Source organism: Roseateles sp., assembly GCF_047654805.1.
Classification (GTDB): domain Bacteria; phylum Pseudomonadota; class Gammaproteobacteria; order Burkholderiales; family Burkholderiaceae_C; genus Pelomonas.
This window is the reverse complement of record NZ_JASGIV010000001.1, coordinates 3,634,183-3,659,658: the sequence shown is the minus strand read 5'-3', so window position 1 is coordinate 3,659,658 and position 25,476 is coordinate 3,634,183. Positions and strand designations below refer to the sequence as shown.

Below are 25,476 nucleotides of genomic sequence, written 5' to 3'. Positions count from 1 at the left end.
CCCAATCCGGATGACGATGGCCTCTTGGCTGTGCCCCTAGGGCAGCGGCCGGATGCTGCTGCCGAGGCTGCCGGGCGGATGGTTGTCGTTGAGCAGTTGCCAGACCCGACCGGACCTGGCCACCTGCACAAAGTGCTGGCGGAGCTGGCGGCGGTCGGCCTCGCTCAGCGAGTGGCGCGACATGTAGACGCCGCTTTCCGACCAACCCAGTTCGTCCAGCGGCTCGACGCGCATCTGCTTGACCAGCGGTGCAAGCTCTGTCTCCTGGACCAGCGTTCCGATGAAGATGGACGCCGTCATGACCGTGCCATGGGCCAGGCCCTGGCGTAGCGCGCGGGCGACGCCGGCGACGTTGGACTCCTCGACGAGCCGCTTTTGCTGGCGCAGCGCCGCCACGGCGCTCTCGTAGGCCGGCCCGAAGTTGAAGCCGCGCACGACGGCGAGCTTGAGGTCCGGCTGCCCGATCAGCTCGGCCAGCGAACGCGGTACCGGCCCTTCGCGTGCCAGCGTCACCAGGCTGGCGCGCACCTGGATCAGCGGCACGAACTCGCCATCGCGATCGCGCGACGGCGAAGCCGAGGCCGGCATCAGCAGGTCTGCCTGGCCGGACTCGAACATCTTCTGCAACCGGGCGCGCGGCACGCGCTGGATCTGGAATTCGCAGCCCGCGGCCGTGCCGATCTCGCGCAGCAGCGTCGGATAGATGCCACCACTGCGGTCACCGTCGAAGCTGACGCTGAGGCCGACGGGCGCCATCGGCACCTCAATGGTGCGGGAGCAACCGGCCTCGGCTGCCGCCGTCGCCGCCAGCAAGCCAACCGCCCACAAGCCCGATGTCACCCTGGTGTTCATGCCCCTGCGTCCCTGGATTCGCCGCTCCCATTGTGCGCGACGCGCCATTCCAGTGCATCGAAGAGCAGCTGCACGACGATGGCCAGGGCTGCGGCGGGCAGGGCGCCGGCCAGCATCAACGTGGTGTCGTTGACGGCCAGGCCTGCCACGATGCGCTCGCCCAGGCCGCCCGCGCCGACGAAGGCCGCCACGGTGGCCGTGCCCACGTTGGTGACGGCCGCGGTCTTCACGCCCGCCATCAGCGTCGGCAGCGCCAGCGGCAGCTCGACGGCGCGCAGCGTCTGGCCGCGCGTCAGGCCCAGCGCCAGCGCCGCCCCGGTCAGGCCGGGGGGCACGGCCTGCAGACCGGTGTGCGTGTTGCGCACGATGGGCAGCAGCGCGTAGACGAACAGGGCCAGCAGTGCCGGTGCGAAGCCGATGCGGCCGACGAGGGCGATCAGGAAGGCCAGCAGCGCCAGCGACGGCAGCGTCTGCAGCATTCCCGTCACGGCCATGACCGGCGCCGCCAGGCGCGGCAGTCGATGGGCTGCGATACCCAGTGGCACGGCCACGGCGATGGCAAGAGCCAGCGATGCCAGCACCAGGGCCAGGTGCTGGGCGAGCAGCCCGGCAAGGTCAGGTGCCAGCAGCCGCGCCATCAAGCCCTGGCGGCCGGTGCCGACCGCGTCTGCGCGCACAAAGCTGCGCGCCACGTCGGCGAAGGGCTGGCCGTCCAGTTCTGCAGCGGCGTTCAGGCGCGTCATCTGGACCGGCGGGAGCCGCCCGGTCAGGCCCAGCAGCGGTCGCTCATCCACCGCTGCGCGCATCAGCAGCACGGCGTCGTAGCGCGGGAAGAAGCTGCGGTCGTCGCGCAGCACGCGGACCGGCTGACGGGCCAACTGGGCGTCGGTCGTGTAGACGTCGATCAGGTCGACCTGGCCGGCGGCCAGCGCGGTGTAGGCCAGGCCGTGATCGAGGCCGCTGCCTGGATCGAGCCCTAGGCTGTAGGCGCGCCGCAGCGCGGGCCAGCCGTCCGCGCGGGCCAGGAACTCGTGCGACAGGCCGGGCCTGAGCCGGGTTACGCTGGCCGCCAGTTCTGAGATCGTCGCGATACCCAGTCGTGCCGCGTCCGCTTCTCGCATGGCCAGCGCATAGCTGTTGTTGAAACCCAGTGGCACGGCGGCCTTCAGGCCCAGTGGCTGCAACCAGGTGTTGAGCTGTGCCAGCGGCGCCTGCGCATCGGCGGGCGAATCGCGCTTGAGCAGCTCGCGCACTATGGTGCCGGTGTATTCCGGGTAGATGTCGATCTGGCCCTGTCGCAGCGCTGCTGCCAGGATGGCCGTGTTGCCCAGGCCCTGGCGGTGCTCGGCGGCGACGCCCTGGGCGATCAAGGTCTGCGTGACGATCTCGCCCAGCAGATAGCTCTCCGTGAAGCGCTTGGAGCCAACCTGCAATGTCGGCGCAGCGTGGGTCGTACTGACAAACCATGCCGTTAGGAGGGGCAACAGCAGTCGCGGCAACAGGCGGATCCACATGCGCGCATGGTGCCTCATCGCAGCCCCCGGCAGCTCTTGGCGGGCGCGTTCTGTCGGACACGCCCTACAGACCGGCCCCGCGGTGTCCGAATGCAACAGAGCTCCCCCATGTCTAGAGTTGAAGGCAAAGTCTCGGAGGAGGGTCTTATGTCTCGCGTCACCGACCATCTGCTGCGCCAGCATCTCGACAGCCTGGATGTCCACCTGCGCCAATGCCGTACGCTGTCCGACCGCAGGCTGCGCATGCTGTGCTCGCTGGAGGCGCTGGACGCGGCCATCAGCGACCGCGTGTTCACGACCGTCGTTATGGGCACCGTGTTGATGGTCGTGGTGCTGAGCCTGACGGTCTGAGCACTTTTTTCGAGCTGTCTCTTTTCGAACCCTCTATTCCCGAGCGAGCGACGGCGGTCCCAGGGTCGCCTTCTTCTGGATGCTCACCGCACCGCCGCCGATACTGGTGCGCGCGCTGACGCCGCTTCGGTGACCGGCACCCACAACCGCAGCTCGTCGCCCTGCACCTCACCCAGCGCCAGCGTGCTGCCTGGCACGAGTACGCGCCAGCCGCTCGGTGGGGCCGTGCCGGCACCGGGCGGCGCGCGCTGCACGAGCACATTGATGCGCCGGCCCCCGGTCAGCAGCCGCACGCGGGCCTGCGGCCAGTGCGGCGGCAGGCAAGGCTGAATGCGCAACTGGCCGTCTGCCAGCGTCACGCCGCACATCGACTCGATAGCTGCGCGCAGCAGCCAACCGGCCGCGCCCGTGTACCAGCTCCAGCCGCCGCGACCCGCATGCGCCGAGGCGGCCTCGATGTCGCCCGCTACCGCGAAGGGCTCCAGCCCGTAGGCTGCGCCGTGCGCGCCGCGATGCGCCGGGCTGATGGCGGTGAAGGCTGCCCATGCGCGTTCGGTCTGGCCCAGCCGCGCGCTGGCCATCAGCGCCCAGGTGGCTCCGTGGTTGTACTGGCCGCCGTTCTCGCGCACGCCGCCGGGGTAGGCCTGGATGTAGCCGGCCGGCGGCTGGTGTTCCTTGAGCGGTGGCCACAGCAGGCGCAGCAGGTGGGCGTCGCGGTCGTGCAGTTCGCGCCATGCGCTGTCCAGTGCCTGTTTCGCGCGCTCGGGCCGGGCCACGTCGGTCAGCACGGCCCAGGCCTGCACGATGAGGTCGATGCGACATTCGTCGTCGGCGTGCGTGCCGAGGATGCTGCCATCGTCGAACCAGCCGCGGCGGTACCAGCGGCCGTCCCAGGCGTGCGTGTCCAGCGCGGCAGCCAGCCTCTCGCGGGCCTGCTGCCAGCGCGCGGCGCGGGCCGACTCGCCACGCGCCAGCGCCAGCGGGCGCAGTGCGTCGATGACGGCGCACAGGAAGAAGCCCATCCACACCGACTCGCCGCGGCCCTCGGCGCCGACGCGGTTCATGCCGTCGTTCCAGTCGCCACTGCCGAACAGTGGCAGGCCGTGGGAGCCGACGGGCAGGCTGACGTCGACGGCTCGGGCCGCATGCTCGTAGATGGATGCCGACTCGTCGCTGACCGCAGGCACCTCGTAGATGTCTTCCTGGCCCTCGGGGACGGGGCGTCCCTGCAGGAATGGCAGGGGCTCGCCGGCCAGTGCCGTGTCGCCGGTGCGCTCCACGTATAGCGCCAGGGCCAGCGCCAGCCACAGCCGGTCGTCGGCGAAATGCGTGCGCACGCCCGCCCCGGCCGGCTCATGCCACCAGTGCTGCACGTCGCCGGGCGGGAACTGGCGTGCGGCGTGCAGGCGGATCTGCGCCGCCAGCCGCTCGGGCGCGTGCTGCACCAGCGCCATGGCGTCCTGCAGCTGGTCGCGAAAGCCGAAGGCGCCGCCCGCCTGGTAGAAGCCGGCGCGGGCCCAGATGCGGCAGCTCAGCACCTGGGCCGGCAGCCAGTGGTTTACTAGCGCGTCGAAAGCCGGATCGGGCGTTTGCACCTGCACCGGCGCGCTCAGGTCACGCCACACCTGGCGCTGCGCGGCCAGCCGCTGCAGCGGGTCGACCCGCCACGCTTCGAAGGCCTGTTCGCGCGCGGCGGCCAGGCTTGGCGCATGGCCCAGCAGCACGGTGCCGTGCCACGCATGGCCGGCCTCCAGGCGCAGCGGTACGGCCAGCAGCGCGGCGGGGTCGGTGGCGAGGCCGGCTTGGCCGTCCAGCGCATGCGGCATGACGAGACGGCCCTCGTCGTCGAACAGCAGGCGGCGGTCGGCGCTGGCCTCGATGACCGCCGCCCAGGGGCGCGGGCGATTCAGGTCGGGCGTAAATCCTGCGTCCCCCGGCCAGGGCCACAGTGCCTCGTCGCTGGCCAGCGTATCGATTTGTGCGGCGGTCAGGTCGTCATCGCGGGCGGGGCGCACGGCCAGCCAGGCAGTGTGTCCGCCGAAGCCATTGAGGCCGTCGGCCTGCGTCGCCAGCGCCAGCTGCGGGCCGTCGCCTTGCGGCGCTTCCAGTCGCGTGACGACGCTGCGGCGGGCTCCACCGTCCATGCCCAGCTGCCATTGCGCTGCGGCCAGCAGACGCATGGGCCGCGGCGGTCGGCCGGGTGAGGCGTGCAGCTCCACCTGACATTGCCTGACGGCGCTCACTGCGTCCACCGTCCAGCGCAGTCGTACCACCATGCCAGGCAGCTGGAAGGCCATGGCCGTGGCGCCAGGCACGTGGGTGAGGACCTGGCTGACACCGGCACGGCCTAGCAGCCAGGCCTTGCCGCTGGCCAGGCAGTGCAGGATCAGCCATTCGCCAGGAGAGTCCAGCAGCGCGTCGTTGGACCAGGGCGTGATCTGGTGCAGCCGGCTGTTGCCGGCCCAGGCCATGCCGCTGCCGCGCTCGGACACTTGGCAGCCGAACTCTTCGTTGGCAATGACGTTGATCCACGGCCGCGGCGGCTGGGCGCCAGCGTGGATCTCGAAGCAGCATGCGCCGCTGCCGGCATCGAAGCGACTGTCCGGCGTGCTCGCTCCCGGCGGCGCGACGAGGCTGATCGCCAGGGTCGCGCCCGCGCTGCGGCGTATCTTGGCGGACTGCTCATGGCTTTGGCCCAGCCTCTCCAGCTGCTGGGCCAGTGGTCGGCCGTCGGCAAACCAGCGCACGCGTGCCAACAGGTTGAGCGCGAAGCGCGTGTCCGCCCCCACGTTCTCGTCTGCCAGTACGTGCACGCGGCAGCGGCCCTGCAGTTGCTGCTCCGCCAGCGAGTGCAGCGCGCGCGACACCGGCGCCAGATAGGACGGCGGTTCGGCGTCCAGCACGACGACGTCTACCGGCAGCGGGCTGCCCTGTGCCTGCAGTAGCGCGCACAGCTCGCGCACCATGGCAACACCGGTCGCGTCGGCCACGCGGACCAGCACGATGGGGTCGTCGCCCGAGATGCCGTGGCGCCACAGCGCGTCGCGCTCGAAGCCGGTCTCGGGCATGGGCACAGGGTCGCGTGCGGCCTGCGAGGTCAGCAGAGTCTGCAGCATCAGGCCGGCGCGCCAGGCGCCGGGCGCCAGGATCGCGCCCTGGGTGCGCACGCCGGCCATGGTGTGGGCCAGCGTGAGTGCACGCTCGCGAAGCGCGGGCTGGCGCAGCTTGTCGAGCAGATGGTCGAGGGTTTGCGGCTCGCGGGCTGCGGCGGTGGCCAGAGTCAGCGTGACGCGTGCACCGGGTGGCAGCGTCAACACCAGGTGCAGCAGCGAGATCGGGTCATTGCCTGTGTCCAGCGGGCCGGCCTTGGTGTCGAGGCCGGTTGCGTCGTCACTGAGCAGCGCTTGCAGGCCGGCGTGGGCAATGACACCGCCCGGCTGCCCGGGCGTGCCGCCGCGAGCCAGCCAATGGGAGCGGTCGGCGCTGGCGCGCAGCCGCTCCAGGCACGCACCGCCGTCCAGCTCCACGCCCACCAACGCATGCACCGCGTGCACGGCCTGCTCGTTGGGGCCGCGCGGCAGGCGCTGCCAGTGCAGGGCCTGCTGCTCCGGTTCCCAGCGAACCTGCAGGAAGAGCTTGCCGAATGCAGGGTGCGCCAGGTCGGCCTTGGCCGGTGCCAGCACCGGCTCGAAGCTGGACACCAGCGCCAGCCGGCGTGGGCGACGGGCCAGGTTGCGCAGAGTGATGCGGCGCAGCTCGACATCGTCTTCAACCGCCACCCAGGCTTCAGTATGGGCCTGCAGCTCCTCGCCCTCGGCGCTGAACTGTGCGCTGGCCGGGTGCAGCCGGCAGCCGTAGCGCCACTGCGGGCCGGGCGTGGGTCGCAGCGTCAGCGAGCGCCAAGGGCTTTGCTCCGGGCTGCCATTCCAGCGCAGGTCCAGGTCGCGCAAGTGCAGATGATGGCCCAGCAGGTCCTGGGCGAGGTCGTCGCGCCAACGGCTCACCAGTACCTGCGAACCGGGCTCGCCCCAAACCAGCGTGCCGCTACCGTGCTCGCGCAGCATGGCGCAGAGCTTGCCATGGCCCAGCCAGGCGGTGGCCGGCAGTGCGCGGCCGCGCAACTCGGGCACCACCAGGGAGATGCGGGTGCGGCGCGGCGCGCTGCGCGCGGGCTTCGGCGGTGGGTCGCGCAGCGGCGCGACCTTGTGCGGCGCGCGCTCGTGCAGCAGCCATCGCACAGCGCACAGCCGCGGCTCGGCGTCGGCCCAGCGCTGCGGCGCACCGCCGCACAGTACCTCGGTCAACGCGACCAGCGACATGCCGTGGTGGTGGGCCATCGTCGTGCCTATGCGCTGGAAGCGCCGCCCGGATTGGGCCGGAGCGTCGGTGGCCTCGGGCTGGCGGGCCTGCGTGTAGTCCAGCGCCTCCATGAAGCCGCCGTCATGGCGGGCGCCCAGGGCCTGCAGCGAGCGCAGGTTCGCCACCGCTGCGCGCGGCATCACCATGGTCGCCATCAGGCTGGCATAGGGCGCGACGACCATCTCGTCTGTCGGCGTATCGCGCAGGGCCAGGCTGGCCACACCCTGCGGGCCGTACTGGTAGGCCAAGCTCTGGTCGCGCCGCGCATAAGCGCTCTCAGACACGCCCCAGGGCAGGCCTGCCGTGCGGCCGGCGCGGATCTGTTCCATCACCGCTGCGCGTGCCGCCTCCGCCAGCGCACTGCCGGACGGCTCGTCCAGCACCAGCGAGGGCATGAGCATCTCGAACATCGAGCCCGACCAGCTCTTGAGGCCCGTCACGTGACCGCGCGAGAAGAAGGGCCGGCCCAGCGCGCCCCAGTGCGCCGGCGGGATGTCGCCCTTTGCGATGGCGACGAGGCTGGCCAGGCGAGCCTCGGAGGCGAGCAGGTCGTAGTGGTTCTGGTCCAGGCGCTCGGTGCCGGGCTCGGTGCCCACGCCAACAACGGCGCCGATGTGCAACAGGCGGCGCTGCGGGTCGTAGAGCCAGCCGAAGTCGTGGGCCAATGCAATCGCGCGGGCGCGGGCGGCGACGGCGTTGAGCGCCTCGGCCACGGCCGGCGGCGGTGGCATGCCCTCGCCGCCGCGCGCGAAGCCCTCACAGGCTGCCGCCACGACCAGCAAGTGGGCGCAAAGGTTGCCGCTGTCCACGCTGGAGACATAGGGCGGATCCAGCACGGCCAGACGCCGGGTGTCCAGCCAGTTGTAGAAGTGACCGCGATGGCGAGGCAGGCGCTCCAGCGTGTCCAGCGTGCGCTGGATGCGCTCGGCCAGGCCCACGTCGTGTAGCCAGCCGAACTCGCGCGCGCAACAGGCCGACAACAGGTAGAGGCCGATGTTGGTGGGCGAGGTACGGTGGGCGACGGTGAAGTCGGGGTCGAATTGCACGTTGTCAGGCGGCAGGTCGTGGTCCTCGGCCGTGACCCAGCGCTCGAACCAGCGCCAGGTGTCGCGTCCGACGCCCAGCAGGTACTGGCGCTCGTCGTCGTCTATGGCCTCGCGGCGCGGCCGCGTGCGCGGCCGACTGGCCAGGCCTATCCACAGCGGAGACAGTGCCCACGCGGCGAGCAGCGGCAGGGCCATGTCCCAGTCCACCCGCCAGCCGATCAGGGCCAGCGTCATCAGCAGCACCGCCAGCACGCCGCTGGCGATGGTGAGGCGTCGGTGCTGGCGCCATAGCGGCAGCCATCCGGTGTGCGCCGCAGCCTCGGCGGCGTCGGCGGTGGTCCATTCCAGCAGGTGCTGGTGGCTGACACTCTGGCGCCAAAGCGCGCGGACGATGGCGTCCAGACTGAGCCAGGTGGATGCCGGCAGCATGGCCAGGTGCCAGACGACGCCGCCGATGGCGCGGCCTAGTTCGATCGCCGCCTGGCGGTAGAAGCGCGGCAGTGAAATGCGGTCCCGCGCTGGCGCGCTGGCCGCGAGCGCGCCCATTAGCGGTCCGCCGCCGAAGGCCGCGGCGACCAGACCCAGCGCATAGGCCGGCGTCAAGCCCACGCCCACCCAGGAGGTCAGCAGCAGCACCAGTGCGGCCGGCGCGACGAGGGAGCGGCGCAGGTTGTCCAGCATCTTCCACACGTGGATGCCATGCAGACCCCAGCGCCGCGGGTTCGCGAGGAAGGGCAGCAGCTGCCAGTCGCCGCGCGTCCAGCGATGGATGCGCGAGGCGGCAACGTCTGCGTGCATGGGCGCAGGCTCCACCAGCACCACGTCGCTGACGCCGGCGCAGCGCATCAGCGAGCCCTCCAGCAGGTCGTGGCTGAGCACCTGGCCCTCGGGCAGGCGATGAGCCAGCACCCGGGCTGCGGCCTGCACGTCGATCAGACCTTTGCCGGTGGCGCTGCCCTCGTCGAACAAGTCCTGGTAGACCTCTGAGCTGGCAGCGCTGTAGGGGTCCAGCCCAGGCTGGCCGGCGAACAAGCTGTGAAAGCCGGTGCCGTGCACCGTCGAGCTGCCGGCGGCGGTGGCCAGCGGCGTAGCCACGCGCGGCTGCAACATGCCGTGCCCGCGCACGACGGTGACGGCGCCGCTGGCCGAGGTGCCCAGTCGTGGCCGGTTCAACGGGTGAGCGGCGATGGCGACCAGTTCGCGCAGCGCGCCCGGCGGCAGCGCGGTGTCGGCGTCCAGCGTAATGAGGTGGCGGATGCCGGGCGCGGGCGTGGACAGCGAGCCGAGATCGACAAAGCGGTCGGGCGGCAGCCCGGGCGGCGCTGGCAGGTCCGCCAGCAGCACGGTCAGCGCCTCTGTCTTGCCGCGCTTGCGCTCCCAGCCTATCCAGCGCTGCTCGGACTCGCTCCAGCGCCGCTCGCGGTGCAGAAGCAGGAAGCGCGGTCGTCCGTCGCAGGCTTGCCCGTGACGCTGGTTCAGTACCTCAATGCCGGCGCGTGCGTGGGCAAGCAAGGCCTCGTCTTGTGGCTGGTGCTGGGCCTTGGCGTCGGCCCAGTCGCTGAGCAGTGCGAACTGCGCCTCGTCCTCCAGATTGGCGAGATGGTGGCGCTCCAGCTGAGCCAGCAGCGCCGTGATGCCCCGGGCGCGTGTGAGCAGGCAGGGAATGACCACGAGGCTGCGCGCCGCGGGCGGGATGCCTTGTGGCCAGCTCAGGCGTGGCAGGCGGGACGGTGCGGCGCTCTCGCTGACGAGGCGGTTGGCTAGCGCGACGACTGCCTCGCTCGCCGGCAGCAACGACAGCAGCACGGCGGCCACGGCCATGGGCCAGCCGGCGCCATGTGGCAGGCCCAGTAGCAGCACGCCGAACAGGGTGACGCCGAGCAGCGCTGCCAGGCAGGCCAGGTAGATGCCGACGCGATGGCGACGCAGTGTGGTGGCGAGACGCTCGCGGCCGGTGAGCCTGAGGTGCAGCTCGGCCAGCAGCCGAGCGTAGCCCGGGCCGGCCAGCCAGTGCAGCGGCGCGCGCTCCTCGGCCTCCTCGGGCCAGGCCGGGTCGTTGCAGAGCCGGCGCAGCACCTGGGCCACATCGGCTTCGGTCACGCCATGGCGCTCCGTCAGCGCCTCCATGGCGTGCATGACGCGGCCGCGCGTGGCCTCGTGTTCCTGCCGGTAGACGTCGATGTGTCCCAGGGCCCGCAGCGTCGGGTGCACGGCCTCGAAAAGTCCGGCCCAGTCGGCTGCACCGAGGTTGCGCAGACTGCCGATGGCGTTGCGGATGCTCTGGTGGTCGGCCGCGCTCTCGGCCTGTTCGGTGGTCTGCGCGTGAGCGGGGTCGGGCAGCACTTCGGCCAACCAGGCATTCGCCGCGGCCCAGGCGGAGCCATCGGCGTCGCGCTCGCCGGGCAGGCCTAGCGCACGGTCGGTCAGCCGCTCATGCAGGCGCATTGCCAGCGCGGCAATGGCCGGATCCTTTGGCCAGACCGCCTGCCAGTGCTGCAGCTGGGCATGCACGGCTGCGGCGTCCAGGTGAGGCAGGGCCTCGAACAGACGCTGGGCCACGCGGCGCGCAAGGTGACGCCAGGCGGCACGTTCGGCCAGGCGGCGCAGGTTCTCCACCAGCACCACGCGCAGCGTGGACGGCAGCGCCCACAGCTCGCGCAGCGTCAACGCCTGGACCTCATGGTGGCCCCTCAGGAAGTGGTGCAGCAGCGCCAGCTCCAGCGAGCTGTCGGCGTGCGCTACCCAGGCCCAAGCGACGCCGTAGACGCGCGGCAGACCTTGCAGTGGCTCGTCGGCGAGGCGCGGCAGGCGCTGGAAGTAGCTGCGCGGTAGGTCATGCAGTACCTCGTCAAGCTGCTGCTGAACGATGCGCGCGTTGTCCAGCAGCCAGGCATGGGCCGGGTCGATGTCGGCCTGCAGCCCTTCGTGCGACAGCACGTCCAGCGCCGCGGCCCAGACCTGCAAGTTGCTGCGCAGCCTGGGCGAGAAGGGGCGGGGCTGGCTGCGTGGGTCGTCCACGCGCTGGGCGGTGGCGAGGCTGCGGCCATGCTCGGCAAAGCGGTCCGCGCCGAACTGCACCGCGCGTACGGGCGCCGCCGCAGCCTCCGGGCCGCTGGCGAGGCGAACGAAGGCCTGCGCGGCGCCTGCAGGTGTCAGCTCGGCGGTGGTGGAGCGGGGCGCGATCATGCAAGCACTGTCTGCGCCGCCACCCAGGCGTCACAGCGGCATGGGGCGCGTGTGCCTGTCGGTCCTGTCCTACGACTGTTGCAAAGTCAGAGCAGGCTGCGCAGCCGCTGCGCCAGCACGTCGATGCCGGGCGCCACGCTAGCGGCGCGGGCATCGGCCAGATGGGCGCGCAGAACGCGCCTGAGCGTCTCGGGCTGGGGGGTCAGCGGGCCAGCGAAGCGCACGTGGTCGTCGTCGGCGATCAGCAGCGTCGGGAAAGTTTCGATGTCGAGGTCGCCGACCAGCTCGGCCTCATCCTCGATGTCGATCCAGTGCACACGCAGGCCGGGCTGCGGCAGCTCGGCGCAGGCGGCTTCGAAGACTTGTTTGTAGGACTCGCAGGTGCGGCACCAGGCGGCGCACAGGCAGGCGACGTGAAGGGTCATGGGCCGGCATGGTGCCACGGGCCGTGGGTGCCTAGAGGAGCAGGGGAAATGGGGCGCAGTTGCGCCGTTCGGGCCGGCGCCGTGGCTGCAAGATGCCGGCCATGGTCTCCAGCATCAACAACCCCCTGCTCAGCTATCTGTCGGCCCAGGGCTTCGACAGCGCGGCGACGAACGCCAAGACGGCTGGCAAGACCTCTGGCGCCACCGTGCTGCCGCAGGCCGCGCTTGACCGCGCTGCTGGCACGGTCAAGTCGGCGACAGCGGCGCGCAGCCTGGAGACGGCGCAGCAAGCACTTGCCACCGAGCTGCGCGCGGCCATGGCGAAGGCCGGCGTCAAGCTGGAGGGGACCATGGAGTTCGCGGTGAAGAGCGACGGCAGTGTCGAGTTCAAGGGCTCCGATGCCGACCGGGCGGCTGCCAAGGCCTTCCTGAAGGCCGACACCAGCCAACCCAGTTTCGCGTCTCGCATCGCTACCCAGGCGCGAGACGCGCTGAAGCTATCCACCACCATCCAGCAAAACGCTGCCATCTCGCAGGCCGCCAAGCTGTCCAAGACTTCGGGTGGCGTGATGTCGCTCTACACCTCGCTGATGCAGCAGACGGCAACGACCAGCGTCGTGTTCTCGGTGTCGGCGAATTCGAGTTCCCTGACCTACCCGGGTTCGCTGGCGGCCAAGGCCTGAGCTGACTTAGCGCGCTGGCGCGATACCGACTGCCTTCGCGGCCAGCGTGCCCAGCTCGCCGTACAGCGGCAACACGTTGGTGCCGGCCGCCGGGTGGACGCGGTTGGACAGCAGCACGTAGAAGCTGCGGCTCGTCGGGTCCAGCCACAGCACGCAGCCGGTGAAGCCGGTGTGGCCGTAGCTGGTGTCCGAGTAGAGGCTGCCGCGCGGGCGTGCGTAGGGCGAAGCGATGTCCCAGCCCATGCCGCGCTTCTCCGCGAGTTCGGGCGGCGACTGAGGCGTCGTCAGCAGTGCCACGCTCGCTGGCGACAGCAGTCGGCGACCGTCCTCGGCTACGCCGCCGGCCAGCAGCATGCGAGCGAAACGGGCCAGGTCCGCCGTTGTCGTGAAGAGGCCGGCATGGCCGGCCACGCCGCCCATGCGGCGCGCCGTCGGGTCATGCACTTCGCCGCGCAGCACATGGCCGTCCGGCTGACGTTCCGTGGGCGCGATGCGAGCTGCAGCGATGCGCTGCAGCGGCAGGTAGCCGCTGTCGGCCATGCCTAACGGCTTGAACAAGGCCTGCTCAGCGAAGCGCTCCAGCGGCATGCCAGCCTGGCGCTCGATGATGCGACCCAGCAGGATGAAGTTCACGTCCGAATAGCGGAACAGCGTGCCGGGAGCTGCCGTCGGCGCCAGGGCGCAGGCGGTGCGCTCGGCCCCGGCCTGGCCGGTCCAGTCGCCCGTTGGGCCGCTGCGCGGCAGGCCCGAGGGCAGTCCGGAGCTGTGCGTCAGCAGATGGCGCAGCGTGATGCCAGCCTTGTCGACGCCGCCGCAGTCGGGCAGGTAGCGTTGCAGAGGTGCCTCCACGTCGAGCTGGCCGCGCTCGCGCAGCAGCTGCACCAGTGTGGCCGTGACGACAGGCTTGGTCAGCGACGCGGCGTCGAAGACGGTGGTCTCGTCCAGCGGCTCGGGCGCCGGATCGACGGCGCGCTGGCCGTAGGCGCGGTGGTAGCTGCCCTGGCCGGCGCGCTCGATCCACAGTGCGGCGCCGGGAAGCTGGCGCTGCGCGATGAAGCGCTCGATGGCCGCGCCGGCATCGGCCAGAGGCTGCGGCGCCAGGACGGGGGGCTGATGGGCGCAGCCGGCCAGCAAGCCGGCAGCGAGGATGAGGCTGAGGAGTGGGAGTCGCATGCGGCAGTGTGCCGCATGCGCTTGGCGCTCAGGCCTGCACGGGTGGAGCGAGGATGTGGCGCAGCACCCGGTCCTCCAGCTCCGCGAAGCCGGCGGCTGCCCGCGAACGCGGGCGGGGCAGGGCAACGCCCGCGTCCAGCGCGATGCCCCCGCGGTCGATCAGCAGCACGCGGTCGGCCAGCGCGACGGCCTCGCCGACATCGTGGGTGACCAGCAAAGCAGTGAAGCCGTGGCGGCGCCACAGCTGCTCGATCAGGCGGTGCATCTCCAGTCGGGTCAGCGCATCCAGCGCTCCCAGCGGCTCGTCCAGCAGCAGCAGGCGCGGGCGATGGACCAGCGCGCGGGCCAGGGCCACGCGCTGGCGCTGGCCACCGGAGAGCGTGGACGGCCAGTCGTCGCCGCGGCCGGCCAGTCCTACCTGGGCCAGCGCCTCCATCGCACGCACCCTGGCGCCGACGCCGTCCAGCCCCAGCGCGACGTTGTCGACGACGCGCTTCCAAGGCAGCAGCCGGGCGTCCTGAAACATCAGCCTGCGCTCGTGTGCGGCACCGGCCTCGACGCGGCCGGCGCTGGGGACGTCCAGGCCGGCAATGAGGCGCAGCAGCGTGCTCTTGCCGCAGCCGCTGCGACCCACAAGCGCGACGAACTCGCCGGCGGCGACGTTCAGGTCCAACCCCTGCAGCACGTGGCGGCTGCCGAAAGATTTGTCCACGCCGCGCAGGGTCAGCGCCAGGCCTGGTGGGCAGGCGCGCGCCACTGGAGCGGCCTCGATGGCGGCCTCAGCGGTGGTATCGGTCGCGGCCTCACGCGGCAGCACGGGGGCGTCGAACTCCGTCAGCCACATGCTCATGCTCCTTGGTCGGCATAGCCCTTGTGCCAGGGCAGCCAGGCACGCTCGAGCGCGCGGGCGACGACGTCGGCCAGCTTGCCCAGCAGCGCGTACAGCAGGATGCCCACCAGCACGATGTCGGTCTGCAGGAACTCGCGGGCGTTCATTGTCAGGTAGCCGATGCCGGCCTGCGCCGACAACGTCTCGGCGACGATGAGCAGCACCCACATCAGCCCCAGCGAGAAGCGCAGGCCTACGAGGATGGACGGCAGCGCGCCGGGAAGGATGACTTGGCGGTACAACTGCCAACCCCGCAGGCCGTAGCTGCGTGCCATCTCGATGAGGTCGCGGTCCACGTTGCGGATGCCGTGGAAGGTGTTCAGGTAGACGGGGAAGAACACGCCCACAGCCACCAGCACCAGCTTGGCCACCTCGTCGATGCCGAACCAAAGGATGACCAGCGGAATCAGCGCCAGAGCGGGGATGTTGCGCAGCATCTGCAGCGTCGTGTCCAGCAGTGCTTCGGCGCGGCGCCAGGTGCCTGTCAGCAGGCCCAGCAGCAGGCCCAGGCCGCCGCCCAGTGCCAGCGCCGAGAAGGCCCGCACCGTGCTGACCGCCACATGGTGAGCCAGTTCGCCGGAGCGCAGCAACTGCCAAAACGCGGCCAGCACGGCAGCAGGCTCGGGCAGGATGCGCGCGGACAGCACGCCACTGCGTGAGGCCAGTTCCCAGGCCACGAAGATGGCCGCAGGCAGCAGCCAGGGGGTGAGGCGCTGGCGCAGCATGCTCAGCTCGCTGCGGCTTGCTTGGGCACCAGGCCGTGCGCCATAAGCTCGCCCGCGGGGCCGGTGAGCTTCTCGCGCAACGGCAGCGGCAGCAACGGGAACACCAGCTCCGCAAAGCGGTGGGCTTCGTCCAGGTGTGGATAGCCGCTGAGGATGAAGTGCTCGAGGCCCAGCTCGGCATACTCCTTGATGCGATCGGCCACCTGTCGTGGATCGCCCACCAGCGCCGTGCCGGCGCCTCCGCGCACCAGGCCCACGCCGGCCCACAGGTTGGGCGAGATCTCCAGGCCTTCGCGCACGTTGGCGCGATTGAACCTGCCGCGATGCAGTTCGGCCATTCGACGCTGGCCCACCGAATCCATGCTGCTGAAACGCGCCTGGGCTGCGGCGACGGTGGCTTCGTCCAGTTGCGAGACCAGCTCAGCTGCGGCGGCCCAGGCCTGATCCTCGGTTTCGCGCACGATGACGTGCAGTCGGATGCCGTACTGCAGCCTACGGCCCTGGGCCGCGGCGCGCTCGCGCACGTCGGCCACCTTCTTCGCCACCTCGGCGGGCGGCTCGCCCCAGGTCAGGTAGGTGTCCGCCTGCTCCGCGGCCAGGTCGTGCGCCGGGCCGGACGAGCCGCCGAAGAAGACGGGCGGGTGGGGCGCCTGCACCGGCGGGAACAGCAGCTTGGCGCCCTTGACGCTGAGGTGCTCGCCGTCGAAGTCGAAGGGCCGAGCCTCGTGCGATCGCTCGATGACCTCGCGCCAGATGCGGATGAACTCGGCCGACTGTGCGTAGCGCTCCGCGTGGTCGAGGAACTGGCCATCGCCGGCCAGCTCGTTCGCGTCGCCGCCGGTGACGAGGTTGACGAGCAGGCGCCCGCCTGAGAGACGATCCAGCGTGGCGGCCATGCGGGCGCTTTGCGTTGGTGCCACCAGTCCCGGCCGCAGTGCGACGAGGAACTTCAGTCGCCGGGTGGCGTCGATGAGGCTGGCAGCGACCAGCCAAGAGTCCTCGCAGGACTGGCCGGTCGGGATGAGCACGCCCTCGTAGCCCAGGCTGTCCGCTGCGATGGCGATCTGCTTGAAGTAGGAGTGGTCGGCCACGCGCGCGCCCCGCGATGTGCCGAGGTAGCGGCTGTCGCCGTGGGTGGGGATGAACCAGAAGATCTTCATGCCTTGACCTGTGCGAGAGCGTCGACGACGCGGATGGGACGGGGAATCAGCCCGAGCTCGGCGAAGGCGTCGGCGACCTGCTGCTGCTCGCTGACGAGCTGGGCCGTCAGCGGGCCGACGGGCGCGGCACCGCGGCGCTCGACCATGCGCTGCACAGTGGCCACCGGCAGGCCTGCGAACTCGGCATAGCGTTGCACCGCGTCGCGGCGGTCTGCTTGCACGCGGGCATCGGTCTCGGTCAGCACCTGGAATAGCGTCTTCAGCAGTGCTGGCTGCCGGCTCAGTGCGTGCGATGCGAGGTAGAAGGTGTTGTTGTTGGTCAACCCGCGGCTGGTTGCCAGCGCCCGCAGCTCGCCGCTGATCTCGGCCGCCGCGTAGTAGGGGTCCCACACGGCCCAGGCGTCCACGGAGCCACGCTCGAAGGCGGCACGTGCCTCGGCCGGAGGCAGGTATACGGGCTGGACGTCTGCCCAACTCAGGCCGGCGCGTCGCACGGCCTGCACGGTCAGGAAGTGTGCGCTGCTGCCCTTCTGAAACGCGATGCGGCGCCCTTTCAGGTCGGCCAGCGTCTTCAGCGACGAATCGGGCTTGACGAGAACGGCCGAGCTGTCGGGTTTGGGCGGCTCGGCCCCAACATAGACGACGTCCTTGCCGGCCGCCTGCGCGAACACGGGCGGCGCGTCGCCGGTGGCGCCCAGGTCCACGCTGCCAAGCGCGAGCGCTTCCAGCAGCTGCGGGCCGGCGGGGAACTCGGTCCATTGAACCCTGGCGCCGGGCAGGCGCTGCTCAAGCAGGCCGTAGCTCTTCAGCAGCGCGAGGTTGAAGGAGCCCTTCTGGAAACCGATGCGAAGTTGTTGCGGTGTCTGAGCGCGGGTCCAGACTGCCGCAGTCGTCGCGAGGATGGCAACCGCGGCGCGCCGCGTGGTTTGCGTGCTCATCGCAGGCCTTGCGCGACGGTGGCGGTGCCGGGCAGTGCGTCGGCCACGCGGATGGGCTTGGGGATCAGTCCCAGCGCGTGGAAGGTGTCGGCGATCTTTTGCTGCTCGGCCGCGACGGAGGCGGTCAGCGGCTTCACGCCGAACTGATAGCGCGACAGGCTCTTCTCGACGACCTCGGGCTCCAGCCCCTGCAGCGGCGCGATCACGGCTGCCGCAGCTTTGAGGTTTGCCTTCAGCGCGCTGGCCTGGGCCTGGGTGTCTTCGAACAGCGCCTGGATGATCCTTGGCTGCTTCTCGGCGTAGCCGCGCTCTGCCAAGTAGTAGGAGTAGTTGTTGACGAGGCCGCGGCCGTCCTGCAGGACGCGGGCACCGCTTTGCTTCTCGACGGCGGCAAGGAAGGGATCCCAGATCACCCAGGCGTCCACCGCACCGCGCTCGAAGGCGGCACGCGCATCGGCCGGCGGCAGGTAGACGGGCTGGATGTCGCCGTACTTCAGGCCCTGCTTCTCCAGCGCCTTCACGAGCAGGTAGTGGACGTTGCTGCCCTTGTTCAGCGCGACCTTGCGGCCCTTCAGCTCGGCGACCGACTTGATGGCCGAATCCTTGGGCACGACGATGGCTTCAGCCTCGGGGGCGGCAGGGTCGTAGCCGATGTAGACGAATTTGGCGCCGGCGGCCTGCGCAAAGATGGGCGGCGCCTCGCCGACGAAGCCGACGTCGACGGCGCCGACGTTCAAGCCTTCCAGCAGTTGCGGGCCGGCGGGGAACTCCACCCATTTGACGCTGACGCCCAGGGCACCGAGACGTTTTTCCAGCGAGCCGCTGGACTTTTGCAGCGTCAGCAGGCTGGCCGATTTCTGGAAGCCGATGCGCAGCGTGTTCGTCTGGGCGGCGGCATGCAGGCTCAAGGCCGTCAACAGGGGCAGGGCGGTCCAGCGGAGCAGGGAGCGAAAGAGCATGGGATGTCCTGTGCAAAAAGATCCCGACACTCGGGCGCACCCGATCAGCGCCCGAGCGCCGGGATGAAGTCGCCGATCCCGGTCAGGGTGGCGAGGAGACAAGTGGTGGTGTTGCGAGTAAGACGGCCGGCGGCGTCAACAGCTGAGTGCGGATTCCTGCTGTGCCCGCATTCGCGGCGTGTGCACCGCCAGGGGCGCCAGCGCGCGGTCCAAGCGGGCGATCAGGTCGGGCTCGGGCACGAAGCCGCCTGCTTCGTGACGGCGCAGCTGCGCGTCTGTGGCGAACACGCCGTCCAGCACGTGACGTGCGCCCAGCGCCGACAGCACGGGCTTGAGGGCGTAGTCGAGCGCCAGGAAATGCGCCGGGCTGCCGCCGGTGGCCAGGGGCAGCACGAGCTTCTCCCGCAGCGCATCCGGGGGCAGCAGGTCGAGGAAGACCTTGAGCAGACCGCTGTATGCGGCCTTGTAGATGGGGGTGCCGACGATGACGAAGTCTGCCTGCTCGACGGCCTGTACGGCGGCGGCGATCTCGGGGTCCTGCACGTCGGCCGCCAGCAGCGCCGTGGCGGGCAGGTCGCGCACAAGGATGTCGTCGCGGCGAGTGTCGCGGCCTTCCAGGCGCGTCAGCGCGAACTGCGTGAGCCAGGCGGAACGCGAGCGTTCGCTTGGGCTGGCGGAGAGGCTGGTGATGTGCATGGTGGCCTGGATCGGTTCAGGCCACAACGATAGGGACGGCCGCTTCCTCGCGGAACGAAGGAAAAAGGGGATGCTTATGCGGGCCGTGACAGCAGCGCGCCGGTCGCCCACAACCCGGCGGTGAGCAAGCCGGCCGCTGCCAGGTTGGCAAGGGCACCGAGATCGTCGGCGCGCCACAGCCAGGCGCCGCAGCCGGCCGCCGTCAGCGCGAACAGGGCGACTGCCGCGAGGCGAGCCCGACGCGGCGCGGGCGGATTGAAGCGAGGCTGCGCCAGGCGGGCCTGAATGGGCGGGTCTTGCGGCGCCACGTCCGGTGGCAGCCAGCCGGGCGACTTGACCAGCACGCGCAGCTTGTCGGCCAAACGTGGCGTGGCGCGCGCGCGCCGCCAAAGCTCGCCGTAGAACTGGCCTACCGCGGCCAGGGGATTCCAGCTCGCCAGAGGTTTGACGGTGCCGTAGACACAGGGCTCGGTCTCTTCGGCGAAGCTGCCGAAGAGGCGGTCCCAGACGACCAGGACGGCACCGTAGTTGCGGTCCAGGTAACCAGGATTCACGGCGTGGTGGACGCGGTGGTTGGAGGGCGTGGAGAACACGCGGTCCAGCCAGCCCAGGCGGCCTATGTGCTCTGTATGGATCCAGAACTGGTAGAAAAGGACGACGAGGCCGGCCAGCGCGTACTGTGCCGTCGGCACGCCCAGCAGTGCCATGGGCAGGAAGAAGGGTGCACCCATCACCGAGTACAGGCTTTCCTGGCGCAGCGCGGTGCTGAGGTTGAAATGCTCGCTCTGGTGGTGCACCGCGTGGGCGGCCCAGAACAGGGCGCTCTCATGACTGGTGCGATGCAGCCAGTAGTCGCAGAAGTCATACATGACGACGCTGGCCACGATGCCGAAGGCACCATGCCAGAGCGTTCCCGGCAGTAGCGCCAGCCGGGCATGGACCGAGGCGTAGAGGCCGGTCTGGAACAGTGGCGTGACGACGGCCACTGCCTGGCTCAGCAGGCCCTGGCTGAGGCTGCCGAGTGTGTCGGCAAGGCCATAGCCGTCGCGGCCGCGCCAGCGGCCCCAGGCCCATTCGGCCAGCATGCACAGCCCGAACACGGGCAGGGCGTAGAGCAGGACAGCGTGCATGCCTTGGTGCCTCAGAAACGGTGCCAGAGGCTGAGGATGAAGGACGGCTGGTCACGGCTGTGCGTCAGCGGCGAAGCGGCGGCCTGACCGATCAGGCGGGTGTGCAACCACTGGCCGTTGACGGACCAGTCGTCCGAGAACTTGTGCTCGGCACTCAGCGCGATGCTCCAGTCCTGCCAGCCGCTGTGCGGGTGGAACTCCGGCAGGCCGCTGGCCCGGGACTCGCTCGGCCCGATGCCAAAGCTGCCGCGCAGGTGCGCGGCATCGGCGTAGGTTGCCGCCAGACTGATGCCCAGCAGCTCCCGGCCTATGGGGATGCCGGAGGTGACACCCAGTTCGAGCTGGTCGCCATTGTGGTGGCGACCGCTGCCCCAGGACAGGCCTGACTGCAGCAGCAGTGCCGGCGTGACCTGCGCATTGGCGAAGAGCTGGGTGATGAGCCTGGAGCCCAGGCGGTCGATTCCCGGTGGCGACTCGCGCCGCGAACGCCCGGACTGGGGCCACAGCCGGGCACCCAGTTGCCAGTCCTTGGCGGCATCGCTGTCTAGCAGCTGTGGAGCCAGGTTCCAGCCCAGTCCGGCGTCGGTGGCGGCGAAGATGCCGCTGGGCGATTCGTAGTCCAGCGCCGGCAGCAACGCCTCGCGCTGGCGAGCGCTGCCCGGCGCCCGCGGCCAGCCGCGCACCGATAGCCCTCCAGACCAGGTCGGCTGCGTCGGCGGAGGATCCAGCAACAAAAGGCTGCCGCCGGCTTGCGCGTCGATGCAGGTCAGCGCGATGCACAAAGCCAAGGCGGCGGGTGGTCGGGCGGCGCAGCGGTGGGTGAGGGGCATGGGATGCCCTGAACTGCGGGCCGGCAAACCGCCCGTGCTGGGCGGTCGGGCCACTCTAGCTGCCTGACAGGCGCCCAACGGCCTCGGGCGAGGCCGTCACGGCGCCCTGTCAGCCGCTGGCAAGTCTGGTGCAAGCCCGGGATGCAGCCCTGCGCCGACCGGACTAGCGCACGCCCTGCAGGGCCGCGCCGCGCGCGCGCACGACGGGCCAGTTGGCGACGATCTTGGTGCGGGTCAGCTCGACTTCACCCTTGTCCTGGGCTGCCAGCACGGCCTCCTCGGAGGTCAGCGTATGTGGCGTGACGCCGGGCTTCCAGCGCACCATGACCAACACCCACAGCGGGCTGTAGGTCGCGTCCGCATTGCCACCGCCTACGGGGCGAGGGATGGACGGTAGCACCGTGGCCTGCTCGTCGCCCGGGAACTTGTAGGCCCGCTCCACCGGCATGCCAGGTCTTAGTGTGTCGGCCAGCGCTGGCACGTAGTTGATGCCCTGCTTGCTGGCGATGCCGGGGTCGGAGATGTCAGTGCTGACGTAGTGCACGATCTGGCCTTCGAACCAAGCCTCCTTCACCGGCAGCGTGATCTCGCCGTCTGCCGCCCAGCTGGTCGTGGCTCCCAGCAGCAGAAAGGCGCCCAGGGCGCGACGGGGGGCGGGTGCGGGCATCACAGGCTCCTCGGTGATTCCTCGATAGAGGCGAGGTGCGATTCTTGCGCTGCACTGTGCTGAGGCAAGGGAAAAATGCGCAGGTCGGCCGGAATTGCGCGTCTGGTCCCTCCGACAGGAATCGAACCTGTATCTGCCGCTTAGGAGGCGGCCGTTCTATCCATTGAACTACGGAGAGATCCCGCCCCAGTGGGCGCGTGGCGCCGTGGGGCAAAACGGCGCGCATTCTCGCATGGGACTAGGGCTGCCCCAGCGCGCGGGCACTCAGGCGCAGCAGCGTGGCGTCACATCGTTGCAGCGTGGCGATGCATTCGATGCCGGCGGCATCGACCTCGCCCATCAGTGCGAGCCAGGCGCTCAGGCCTTCCAGCGTGACCTTGCTGCGCGACGTGACGATCCAGCCATGCCGGCCGAGCTGGCCGAGGTAGATCCAGGTCTGGCGCCGCGACAGGCCCGAGAGCTGGCCGATGCAGGCCTGCGAGATGGGCAGTGCGAGGCGGTCGGCGTGGCGGGCGCGCTGGTCCGGCGCCAACGCCGTGGCCAGCGTTGCCATGACGCTGACAAGGCGCTGCAGGCCGTTGCCCGCGAGCCGCATGCTGATCTGGCCGTGCAGCCGGCTTGCGGTGGCGTTGTAAAGCTCGCCAGTCTCGGCGGCCCGGGGCGGTGTGCCGTCGCCCTGGATCTGCTCCAGAGGGATGTTGATGGTGGTCACGTCCACCAGCGCAGTCACGTCGTAGCGCGCGGCCAGCTTGCCCAGCGGGGACTCGCCGCCGATGACGTCGCCCAGCCACAGCGCGGCTACGGCGACACGCGTGCCGGGGGCTACCTGCGAGACGAGGTAGGCGGCGCCACGGCTGATGGCGACCCAGTCACCCTGCGGGCTACCGGCCTCGATGATGCGCTGGCCGCGGCGGTAGGTCTTCAATTGGCCGGTGGACAGCCAGCTGTCGGTGGTGTCGGGCGGCGCTTGGTTGCGTCTGTTCTTCATCGCGGATCTTCTCTTCGGCCGGGCAGGCGCACGCGTCCCGGCGGCTTCGGTTTGTAGGCGGAGTCGCGTGAGGGCGATCGATGGAGATGGGCGGTCGGGCGCCCGGCTAACCGGCTTGACTCACCAGATCGAGAGGCTGCGCGCCAGCACCCGCTGCAGCCAGCTCCGCGAAGCCGCGTCCGAGACGTCGCCGCGGGCAGCGTTCTCCAGGCTGGCGTTGACGACGTCGCGCGACGCCACGACGTTGCCGGGGCCGATGTCGCGTGGATTGACGATGCCCGAGAAACGCAGCGTGCTGACGCCGCCGTTCAGGCCCATGCTGCGTTCGCCGGCCACCAAAAGGTTGCCGTTGGGCAGCACGTTGATGACGGTGACGGCCAATTGGGCGTTGAAGCTGTTGGAGGTCTCGGCATTGCCCGAGCCCTTGAAGGAATCGCTGCCGGAGGCACTCGCGTCGACGTTGATCAGCGACGCCAGTGCAGTTCCGGCTTTCGCACCGCCGGGGCCCTTCGCGGCCAGCTTGCTTTCGCGGCTGGTCTCGCCACTTTGCTTCTGGATGGCGCGGATGTTTTCGGCGATGTCGACCTTCATCGTGTCGCCGATGGCGCGGGGCCGTCGCTCGCTGGAGAACAGCGTCGTGTTGCCCATGTGCGGCTGGAAGATGGCGCCTGTGCGGGGCTGCTCCAGGAACATGGGCGCCGGCTGCGGTGCTGCAATCAGCGGGCCGTTGACGATGCTGGGCGGTGCGGATGCGCAGGCGGCGAGCAGGGTGCAGAGCACGGCGGCGCCAAGGACGCGAAGAGTCGGTTTGGTCATGGGATTGAAGGCTCAGGTTTCGAAGCCGGTGATCAGCGCCTTGACGACCGGGGCGATCTTCTTGCGCGTGCTGGCCCAGCGGCCCAGGCCCGAGTCGCCGGCATAGGCGCTGCTGGACAGCAGCCGGCCGTCGGCGCGGTGCAGGCTCAGGGCGGCGGCGCTCAGGTAGGCGCGGTGCTCTTGGCCGAGCGGCGGTACAGCCCATTCAATGCTGCCGGCATAACGAAGCCAGTAGGCGCAGGCGAGCTGCCCGGAGCCGACGTCGTAGACCCGGCTGTCCACGCCCTGGGTCTTGAGCTCGGCCTGCAGCGCCGGCACGAGCTCGTCCAGTGGCATGTCGCGGTTGTATTCGACGCAGACATCCTTCACCGGCGCATCGCCGTGATGGACGGTGTTGATGGGCTTGGGTGTCTGGGAAGCCATGGCGGCGTTGCTGCCGAGCTTGAGAAGCTCCCAGGTCGCCATCGGCGCTAGCGTGGAGCAGCCTCCGAGTAGCAGCGTTGCGGCGAGCAGCACCGCGGGCTTGAAGCAGTGCACGGCGGGCATCACAGCAGGCCCAGCAGCGCACCGCCAACGATCGCGGCCTTGACACCGCTGTCCGCCACGGTGCCCACAGCATCGGAGGCGGCTTGGGCTGCATCGCCAATGAGCTCAGCGCCGCCGGTGCCCAGTTTGACGGCGGTGTGGGCGAGGCCGGCCACCGCCTTCAGTGCCTGTGGCGTGAAGCTCACGGTGACGCCGATGGATGGAATGGAGACCGACGCCTTGCCCAGCGGTTGGACGCAGCCCCGCCGGGCCGGCGCGGCAGCCGTCGCACGGCGTGCGCTGGTATCGGCCGGGAGGTCGCCACCGGTCAGCGTTGCAAGCGTCGGCATGGCCTCAGCCCTGGCCGTGGGAGGTCGAGGGGGTGGGCGGCGTGCTGGCTTGCGCGGACTTCAGCAGCTGCGAGAACTCGCCGGGCTTGTCGTTGGCGGGGGTCGGCCTAGCCGGCTGCGACGTGGTGGCCAGCGGGTTCGTGGCGGTGGGGGGCTTGATCTGCATCATGGCTGGAATCTCCTGAAGTGGTGAGGAAATTCTTGGCCTGCAGATGCCACGGAGTTCGGCCGATAACGCGGCCGTTGACCAGCTTTGGGCTGTGCTGGGTGAACTGCATCACCCAGGCGGCGGTGGCGGCGCTCAGGCCGGTTCGAACAGCGGGATCAGATGGGGCTGGCCGGCTACACGTGTCAGTACGCGGCGCGGCTGGTGGCGGGTGCCGCCCCGGGTGGCGCGTGCGACGGCTGCCTGGGCAGCCTCCAGCAGAGCCGTCAGGTGCGGGCGTTCGCCGCGACATTGCGAGCGTGGAATGACCAGGGCCAGGTCCACGCTGCTTTGCTCGGCGCCTGCGACTTCGAGCTGGGCGTTGACGACCAGCGTCAGCGGTGTGCTCAGTGCGACGTCCAGCTCTGCGGCGATGTGCTGGTCGTCAGCTACCGGCAGCAGCGGCGCGGACGAGGCTGGGGGTGAAGGCGGGGCGGCATTCGACATGGCCGACATCCTCGGAGATTGATGTGACAGGACTTGTCGGGCGCGTCGCGCCGGGGCTGTAGGACAGCGCCGGTTCCGTCAGGCGTGCATCAGCGGCAGGGCGGCTCGTACGGTCGGCCGTGCGAACAGGCGGCCGATCAGCGTGCGCGCGAAGAAGTAGTCGTTGCGCAGCCGTTCGCCCAGCGCATCGATGCCAACGCGGCCCTGTGGGTCACAGGGAATGTCCAGCCCAGCGCCGATGGTGCCCAATGGCTCGAAGTGCAGCAGATGGGTAGGCCCGACCGCGGCGGACCTGGCCTCCGCCAGCGTGGTCCTGGGCGCATGTGCAGGCAGAAGTTCTGCCGCCACGGGGGGCTCGGCGTATTCCTGGATGAGGGGCCGGAACTGGGTCATGATGAACCTCCATCGGGGTCAGGCAGCGCGGGGCTGTTGATCCAACTTTGGGCGTTGCGTGCCGGGTTTCGTGTAGGCGGGTCGGGACGGCGCGGGGCCCGGTCATCGCGTCCGCGTGTAGGAGGGGGCTGGCGCGCACTGAGGGTGCAGGCTTTCACAAGGCGGCGTC

23 protein-coding genes and 1 tRNA gene are annotated in these 25,476 nt (G+C 70.3%); 2 read left to right on the top strand and 22 right to left on the bottom strand.

Annotated elements, in window-relative coordinates; genetic code table 11:
• Positions 1-36 precede the first annotated feature (36 nt).
• Together QM732_RS16595 and QM732_RS16590 are read right to left on the bottom strand one after the other, a co-directional pair.
• Complete coding sequence (locus QM732_RS16595; protein WP_415657208.1) at positions 37-852, bottom strand: substrate-binding periplasmic protein; 816 nt, start codon at positions 850-852, stop codon at positions 37-39.
• On the bottom strand, positions 849-2,366 hold the full coding sequence (locus tag QM732_RS16590; protein WP_415657207.1) for a glycine betaine ABC transporter substrate-binding protein: 1,518 nt from the start codon (positions 2,364-2,366) through the stop codon (positions 849-851). The genes QM732_RS16595 and QM732_RS16590 overlap by 4 nt, the downstream gene beginning before the upstream one ends.
• A gap of 147 nt (positions 2,367-2,513) precedes the next feature.
• On the opposite strand from QM732_RS16590, the gene QM732_RS16585 reads away from it, so the two are divergent.
• Positions 2,514-2,717, top strand: a complete 204-nt coding sequence (locus QM732_RS16585) for a hypothetical protein (RefSeq protein ID WP_415657206.1) — start codon at positions 2,514-2,516, stop codon at positions 2,715-2,717.
• A gap of 83 nt (positions 2,718-2,800) precedes the next feature.
• Here QM732_RS16585 and QM732_RS16580 read toward each other — a convergent pair whose 3' ends face one another.
• Both QM732_RS16580 and QM732_RS16575 read right to left on the bottom strand, forming a co-directional pair.
• Positions 2,801-11,308, bottom strand: a complete 8,508-nt coding sequence (locus QM732_RS16580; protein ID WP_415657205.1) for a GH36-type glycosyl hydrolase domain-containing protein — start codon at positions 11,306-11,308, stop codon at positions 2,801-2,803.
• Positions 11,309-11,394: 86 nt separating this feature from the next.
• On the bottom strand, positions 11,395-11,733 hold the full coding sequence (locus tag QM732_RS16575) for a thioredoxin family protein (RefSeq protein ID WP_415657204.1): 339 nt from the start codon (positions 11,731-11,733) through the stop codon (positions 11,395-11,397).
• 101 nt (positions 11,734-11,834) lie between these two features.
• Here QM732_RS16575 and QM732_RS16570 point away from each other — a divergent pair, with 101 nt between their 5' ends.
• Positions 11,835-12,416: a hypothetical protein gene (locus tag QM732_RS16570; protein WP_415657203.1), complete on the top strand. Its 582-nt coding sequence runs from the start codon at positions 11,835-11,837 to the stop codon at positions 12,414-12,416.
• A 6-nt stretch (positions 12,417-12,422) separates the two neighbouring features.
• Here QM732_RS16570 and QM732_RS16565 read toward each other — a convergent pair whose 3' ends face one another.
• The 18 genes from QM732_RS16565 to QM732_RS16480 all read right to left on the bottom strand — a co-directional run bounded on the left by QM732_RS16565 (position 12,423) and on the right by QM732_RS16480 (position 25,307).
• The gene (locus tag QM732_RS16565; protein WP_415657202.1) at positions 12,423-13,589 is read right to left on the bottom strand and encodes a serine hydrolase domain-containing protein; all 1,167 of its coding nucleotides are present in this window, start codon (positions 13,587-13,589) and stop codon (positions 12,423-12,425) included.
• A 28-nt stretch (positions 13,590-13,617) separates the two neighbouring features.
• Positions 13,618-14,433 (bottom strand): ATP-binding cassette domain-containing protein, encoded by an 816-nt coding sequence (locus tag QM732_RS16560; RefSeq protein ID WP_415659402.1) that lies wholly within the window; start codon positions 14,431-14,433, stop codon positions 13,618-13,620.
• A 2-nt stretch (positions 14,434-14,435) separates the two neighbouring features.
• The gene (gene ssuC / locus QM732_RS16555) at positions 14,436-15,203 is read right to left on the bottom strand and encodes an aliphatic sulfonate ABC transporter permease SsuC (protein ID WP_415657201.1); all 768 of its coding nucleotides are present in this window, start codon (positions 15,201-15,203) and stop codon (positions 14,436-14,438) included.
• Between the two features lie 2 nt (positions 15,204-15,205).
• Positions 15,206-16,363, bottom strand: coding sequence for an FMNH2-dependent alkanesulfonate monooxygenase (gene ssuD, locus QM732_RS16550; protein WP_415657200.1), 1,158 nt, complete (start codon positions 16,361-16,363; stop codon positions 15,206-15,208).
• Positions 16,360-17,301 carry an aliphatic sulfonate ABC transporter substrate-binding protein gene (locus QM732_RS16545; protein ID WP_415657199.1) on the bottom strand — a complete coding sequence of 314 codons (942 nt, stop codon included), beginning with the start codon at positions 17,299-17,301 and terminating at the stop codon, positions 16,360-16,362. The genes ssuD and QM732_RS16545 overlap by 4 nt, the downstream gene beginning before the upstream one ends.
• Positions 17,298-18,260 (bottom strand): sulfonate ABC transporter substrate-binding protein, encoded by a 963-nt coding sequence (locus tag QM732_RS16540; RefSeq protein ID WP_415657198.1) that lies wholly within the window; start codon positions 18,258-18,260, stop codon positions 17,298-17,300. The genes QM732_RS16545 and QM732_RS16540 overlap by 4 nt, the downstream gene beginning before the upstream one ends.
• A gap of 135 nt (positions 18,261-18,395) precedes the next feature.
• On the bottom strand, positions 18,396-18,956 hold the full coding sequence (ssuE, locus tag QM732_RS16535; protein WP_415657197.1) for an NADPH-dependent FMN reductase: 561 nt from the start codon (positions 18,954-18,956) through the stop codon (positions 18,396-18,398).
• 74 nt (positions 18,957-19,030) lie between these two features.
• On the bottom strand, positions 19,031-20,086 hold the full coding sequence (locus QM732_RS16530) for a sterol desaturase family protein (RefSeq protein ID WP_415657196.1): 1,056 nt from the start codon (positions 20,084-20,086) through the stop codon (positions 19,031-19,033).
• A gap of 11 nt (positions 20,087-20,097) precedes the next feature.
• Positions 20,098-20,916: a MipA/OmpV family protein gene (locus QM732_RS16525; protein ID WP_415657195.1), complete on the bottom strand. Its 819-nt coding sequence runs from the start codon at positions 20,914-20,916 to the stop codon at positions 20,098-20,100.
• Between the two features lie 163 nt (positions 20,917-21,079).
• Positions 21,080-21,583, bottom strand: a complete 504-nt coding sequence (locus tag QM732_RS16520; RefSeq protein WP_415657194.1) for a hypothetical protein — start codon at positions 21,581-21,583, stop codon at positions 21,080-21,082.
• Between the two features lie 103 nt (positions 21,584-21,686).
• A tRNA-Arg gene (locus QM732_RS16515) sits at positions 21,687-21,761 on the bottom strand.
• A gap of 60 nt (positions 21,762-21,821) precedes the next feature.
• The gene (locus tag QM732_RS16510; protein ID WP_415657193.1) at positions 21,822-22,571 is read right to left on the bottom strand and encodes a Crp/Fnr family transcriptional regulator; all 750 of its coding nucleotides are present in this window, start codon (positions 22,569-22,571) and stop codon (positions 21,822-21,824) included.
• Between the two features lie 120 nt (positions 22,572-22,691).
• The gene (locus QM732_RS16505) at positions 22,692-23,387 is read right to left on the bottom strand and encodes a flagellar basal body L-ring protein FlgH (RefSeq protein WP_415657192.1); all 696 of its coding nucleotides are present in this window, start codon (positions 23,385-23,387) and stop codon (positions 22,692-22,694) included.
• 12 nt (positions 23,388-23,399) lie between these two features.
• Positions 23,400-23,933: a cell division protein FtsI gene (locus QM732_RS16500; protein ID WP_415657191.1), complete on the bottom strand. Its 534-nt coding sequence runs from the start codon at positions 23,931-23,933 to the stop codon at positions 23,400-23,402.
• Positions 23,933-24,262 (bottom strand): hypothetical protein, encoded by a 330-nt coding sequence (locus QM732_RS16495; protein ID WP_415657190.1) that lies wholly within the window; start codon positions 24,260-24,262, stop codon positions 23,933-23,935. Before QM732_RS16495 ends, QM732_RS16500 begins: the two co-directional genes overlap by 1 nt.
• A gap of 4 nt (positions 24,263-24,266) precedes the next feature.
• Entirely contained in the window at positions 24,267-24,431 is a 165-nt protein-coding gene (locus QM732_RS16490) for a hypothetical protein (RefSeq protein ID WP_415657189.1), read from the bottom strand.
• 132 nt (positions 24,432-24,563) lie between these two features.
• Positions 24,564-24,914 carry a hypothetical protein gene (locus QM732_RS16485; protein ID WP_415657188.1) on the bottom strand — a complete coding sequence of 117 codons (351 nt, stop codon included), beginning with the start codon at positions 24,912-24,914 and terminating at the stop codon, positions 24,564-24,566.
• A gap of 78 nt (positions 24,915-24,992) precedes the next feature.
• Positions 24,993-25,307, bottom strand: a complete 315-nt coding sequence (locus tag QM732_RS16480; RefSeq protein ID WP_415657187.1) for a hypothetical protein — start codon at positions 25,305-25,307, stop codon at positions 24,993-24,995.
• Between the last annotated feature and the right edge of the window lie 169 nt (positions 25,308-25,476).

Coding starts and splice junctions, on each gene's coding strand:
- QM732_RS16595 (WP_415657208.1), bottom strand. CDS start 852: ATGAACACCAGGGTGACATCGGGCTTGTGGGCGGTTGGCTTGCTGGCG.
- QM732_RS16590 (WP_415657207.1), bottom strand. CDS start 2,366: ATGTGGATCCGCCTGTTGCCGCGACTGCTGTTGCCCCTCCTAACGGCA.
- QM732_RS16585 (WP_415657206.1), top strand. CDS start 2,514: ATGTCTCGCGTCACCGACCATCTGCTGCGCCAGCATCTCGACAGCCTG.
- QM732_RS16580 (WP_415657205.1), bottom strand. CDS start 11,308: ATGATCGCGCCCCGCTCCACCACCGCCGAGCTGACACCTGCAGGCGCC.
- QM732_RS16575 (WP_415657204.1), bottom strand. CDS start 11,733: ATGACCCTTCACGTCGCCTGCCTGTGCGCCGCCTGGTGCCGCACCTGC.
- QM732_RS16570 (WP_415657203.1), top strand. CDS start 11,835: ATGGTCTCCAGCATCAACAACCCCCTGCTCAGCTATCTGTCGGCCCAG.
- QM732_RS16565 (WP_415657202.1), bottom strand. CDS start 13,589: ATGCGACTCCCACTCCTCAGCCTCATCCTCGCTGCCGGCTTGCTGGCC.
- QM732_RS16560 (WP_415659402.1), bottom strand. CDS start 14,433: ATGTGGCTGACGGAGTTCGACGCCCCCGTGCTGCCGCGTGAGGCCGCG.
- ssuC (WP_415657201.1), bottom strand. CDS start 15,203: ATGCTGCGCCAGCGCCTCACCCCCTGGCTGCTGCCTGCGGCCATCTTC.
- ssuD (WP_415657200.1), bottom strand. CDS start 16,363: ATGAAGATCTTCTGGTTCATCCCCACCCACGGCGACAGCCGCTACCTC.
- QM732_RS16545 (WP_415657199.1), bottom strand. CDS start 17,301: ATGAGCACGCAAACCACGCGGCGCGCCGCGGTTGCCATCCTCGCGACG.
- QM732_RS16540 (WP_415657198.1), bottom strand. CDS start 18,260: ATGCTCTTTCGCTCCCTGCTCCGCTGGACCGCCCTGCCCCTGTTGACG.
- ssuE (WP_415657197.1), bottom strand. CDS start 18,956: ATGCACATCACCAGCCTCTCCGCCAGCCCAAGCGAACGCTCGCGTTCC.
- QM732_RS16530 (WP_415657196.1), bottom strand. CDS start 20,086: ATGCACGCTGTCCTGCTCTACGCCCTGCCCGTGTTCGGGCTGTGCATG.
- QM732_RS16525 (WP_415657195.1), bottom strand. CDS start 20,916: ATGCCCCTCACCCACCGCTGCGCCGCCCGACCACCCGCCGCCTTGGCT.
- QM732_RS16520 (WP_415657194.1), bottom strand. CDS start 21,583: ATGCCCGCACCCGCCCCCCGTCGCGCCCTGGGCGCCTTTCTGCTGCTG.
- QM732_RS16510 (WP_415657193.1), bottom strand. CDS start 22,571: ATGAAGAACAGACGCAACCAAGCGCCGCCCGACACCACCGACAGCTGG.
- QM732_RS16505 (WP_415657192.1), bottom strand. CDS start 23,387: ATGACCAAACCGACTCTTCGCGTCCTTGGCGCCGCCGTGCTCTGCACC.
- QM732_RS16500 (WP_415657191.1), bottom strand. CDS start 23,933: ATGCCCGCCGTGCACTGCTTCAAGCCCGCGGTGCTGCTCGCCGCAACG.
- QM732_RS16495 (WP_415657190.1), bottom strand. CDS start 24,262: ATGCCGACGCTTGCAACGCTGACCGGTGGCGACCTCCCGGCCGATACC.
- QM732_RS16490 (WP_415657189.1), bottom strand. CDS start 24,431: ATGATGCAGATCAAGCCCCCCACCGCCACGAACCCGCTGGCCACCACG.
- QM732_RS16485 (WP_415657188.1), bottom strand. CDS start 24,914: ATGTCGAATGCCGCCCCGCCTTCACCCCCAGCCTCGTCCGCGCCGCTG.
- QM732_RS16480 (WP_415657187.1), bottom strand. CDS start 25,307: ATGACCCAGTTCCGGCCCCTCATCCAGGAATACGCCGAGCCCCCCGTG.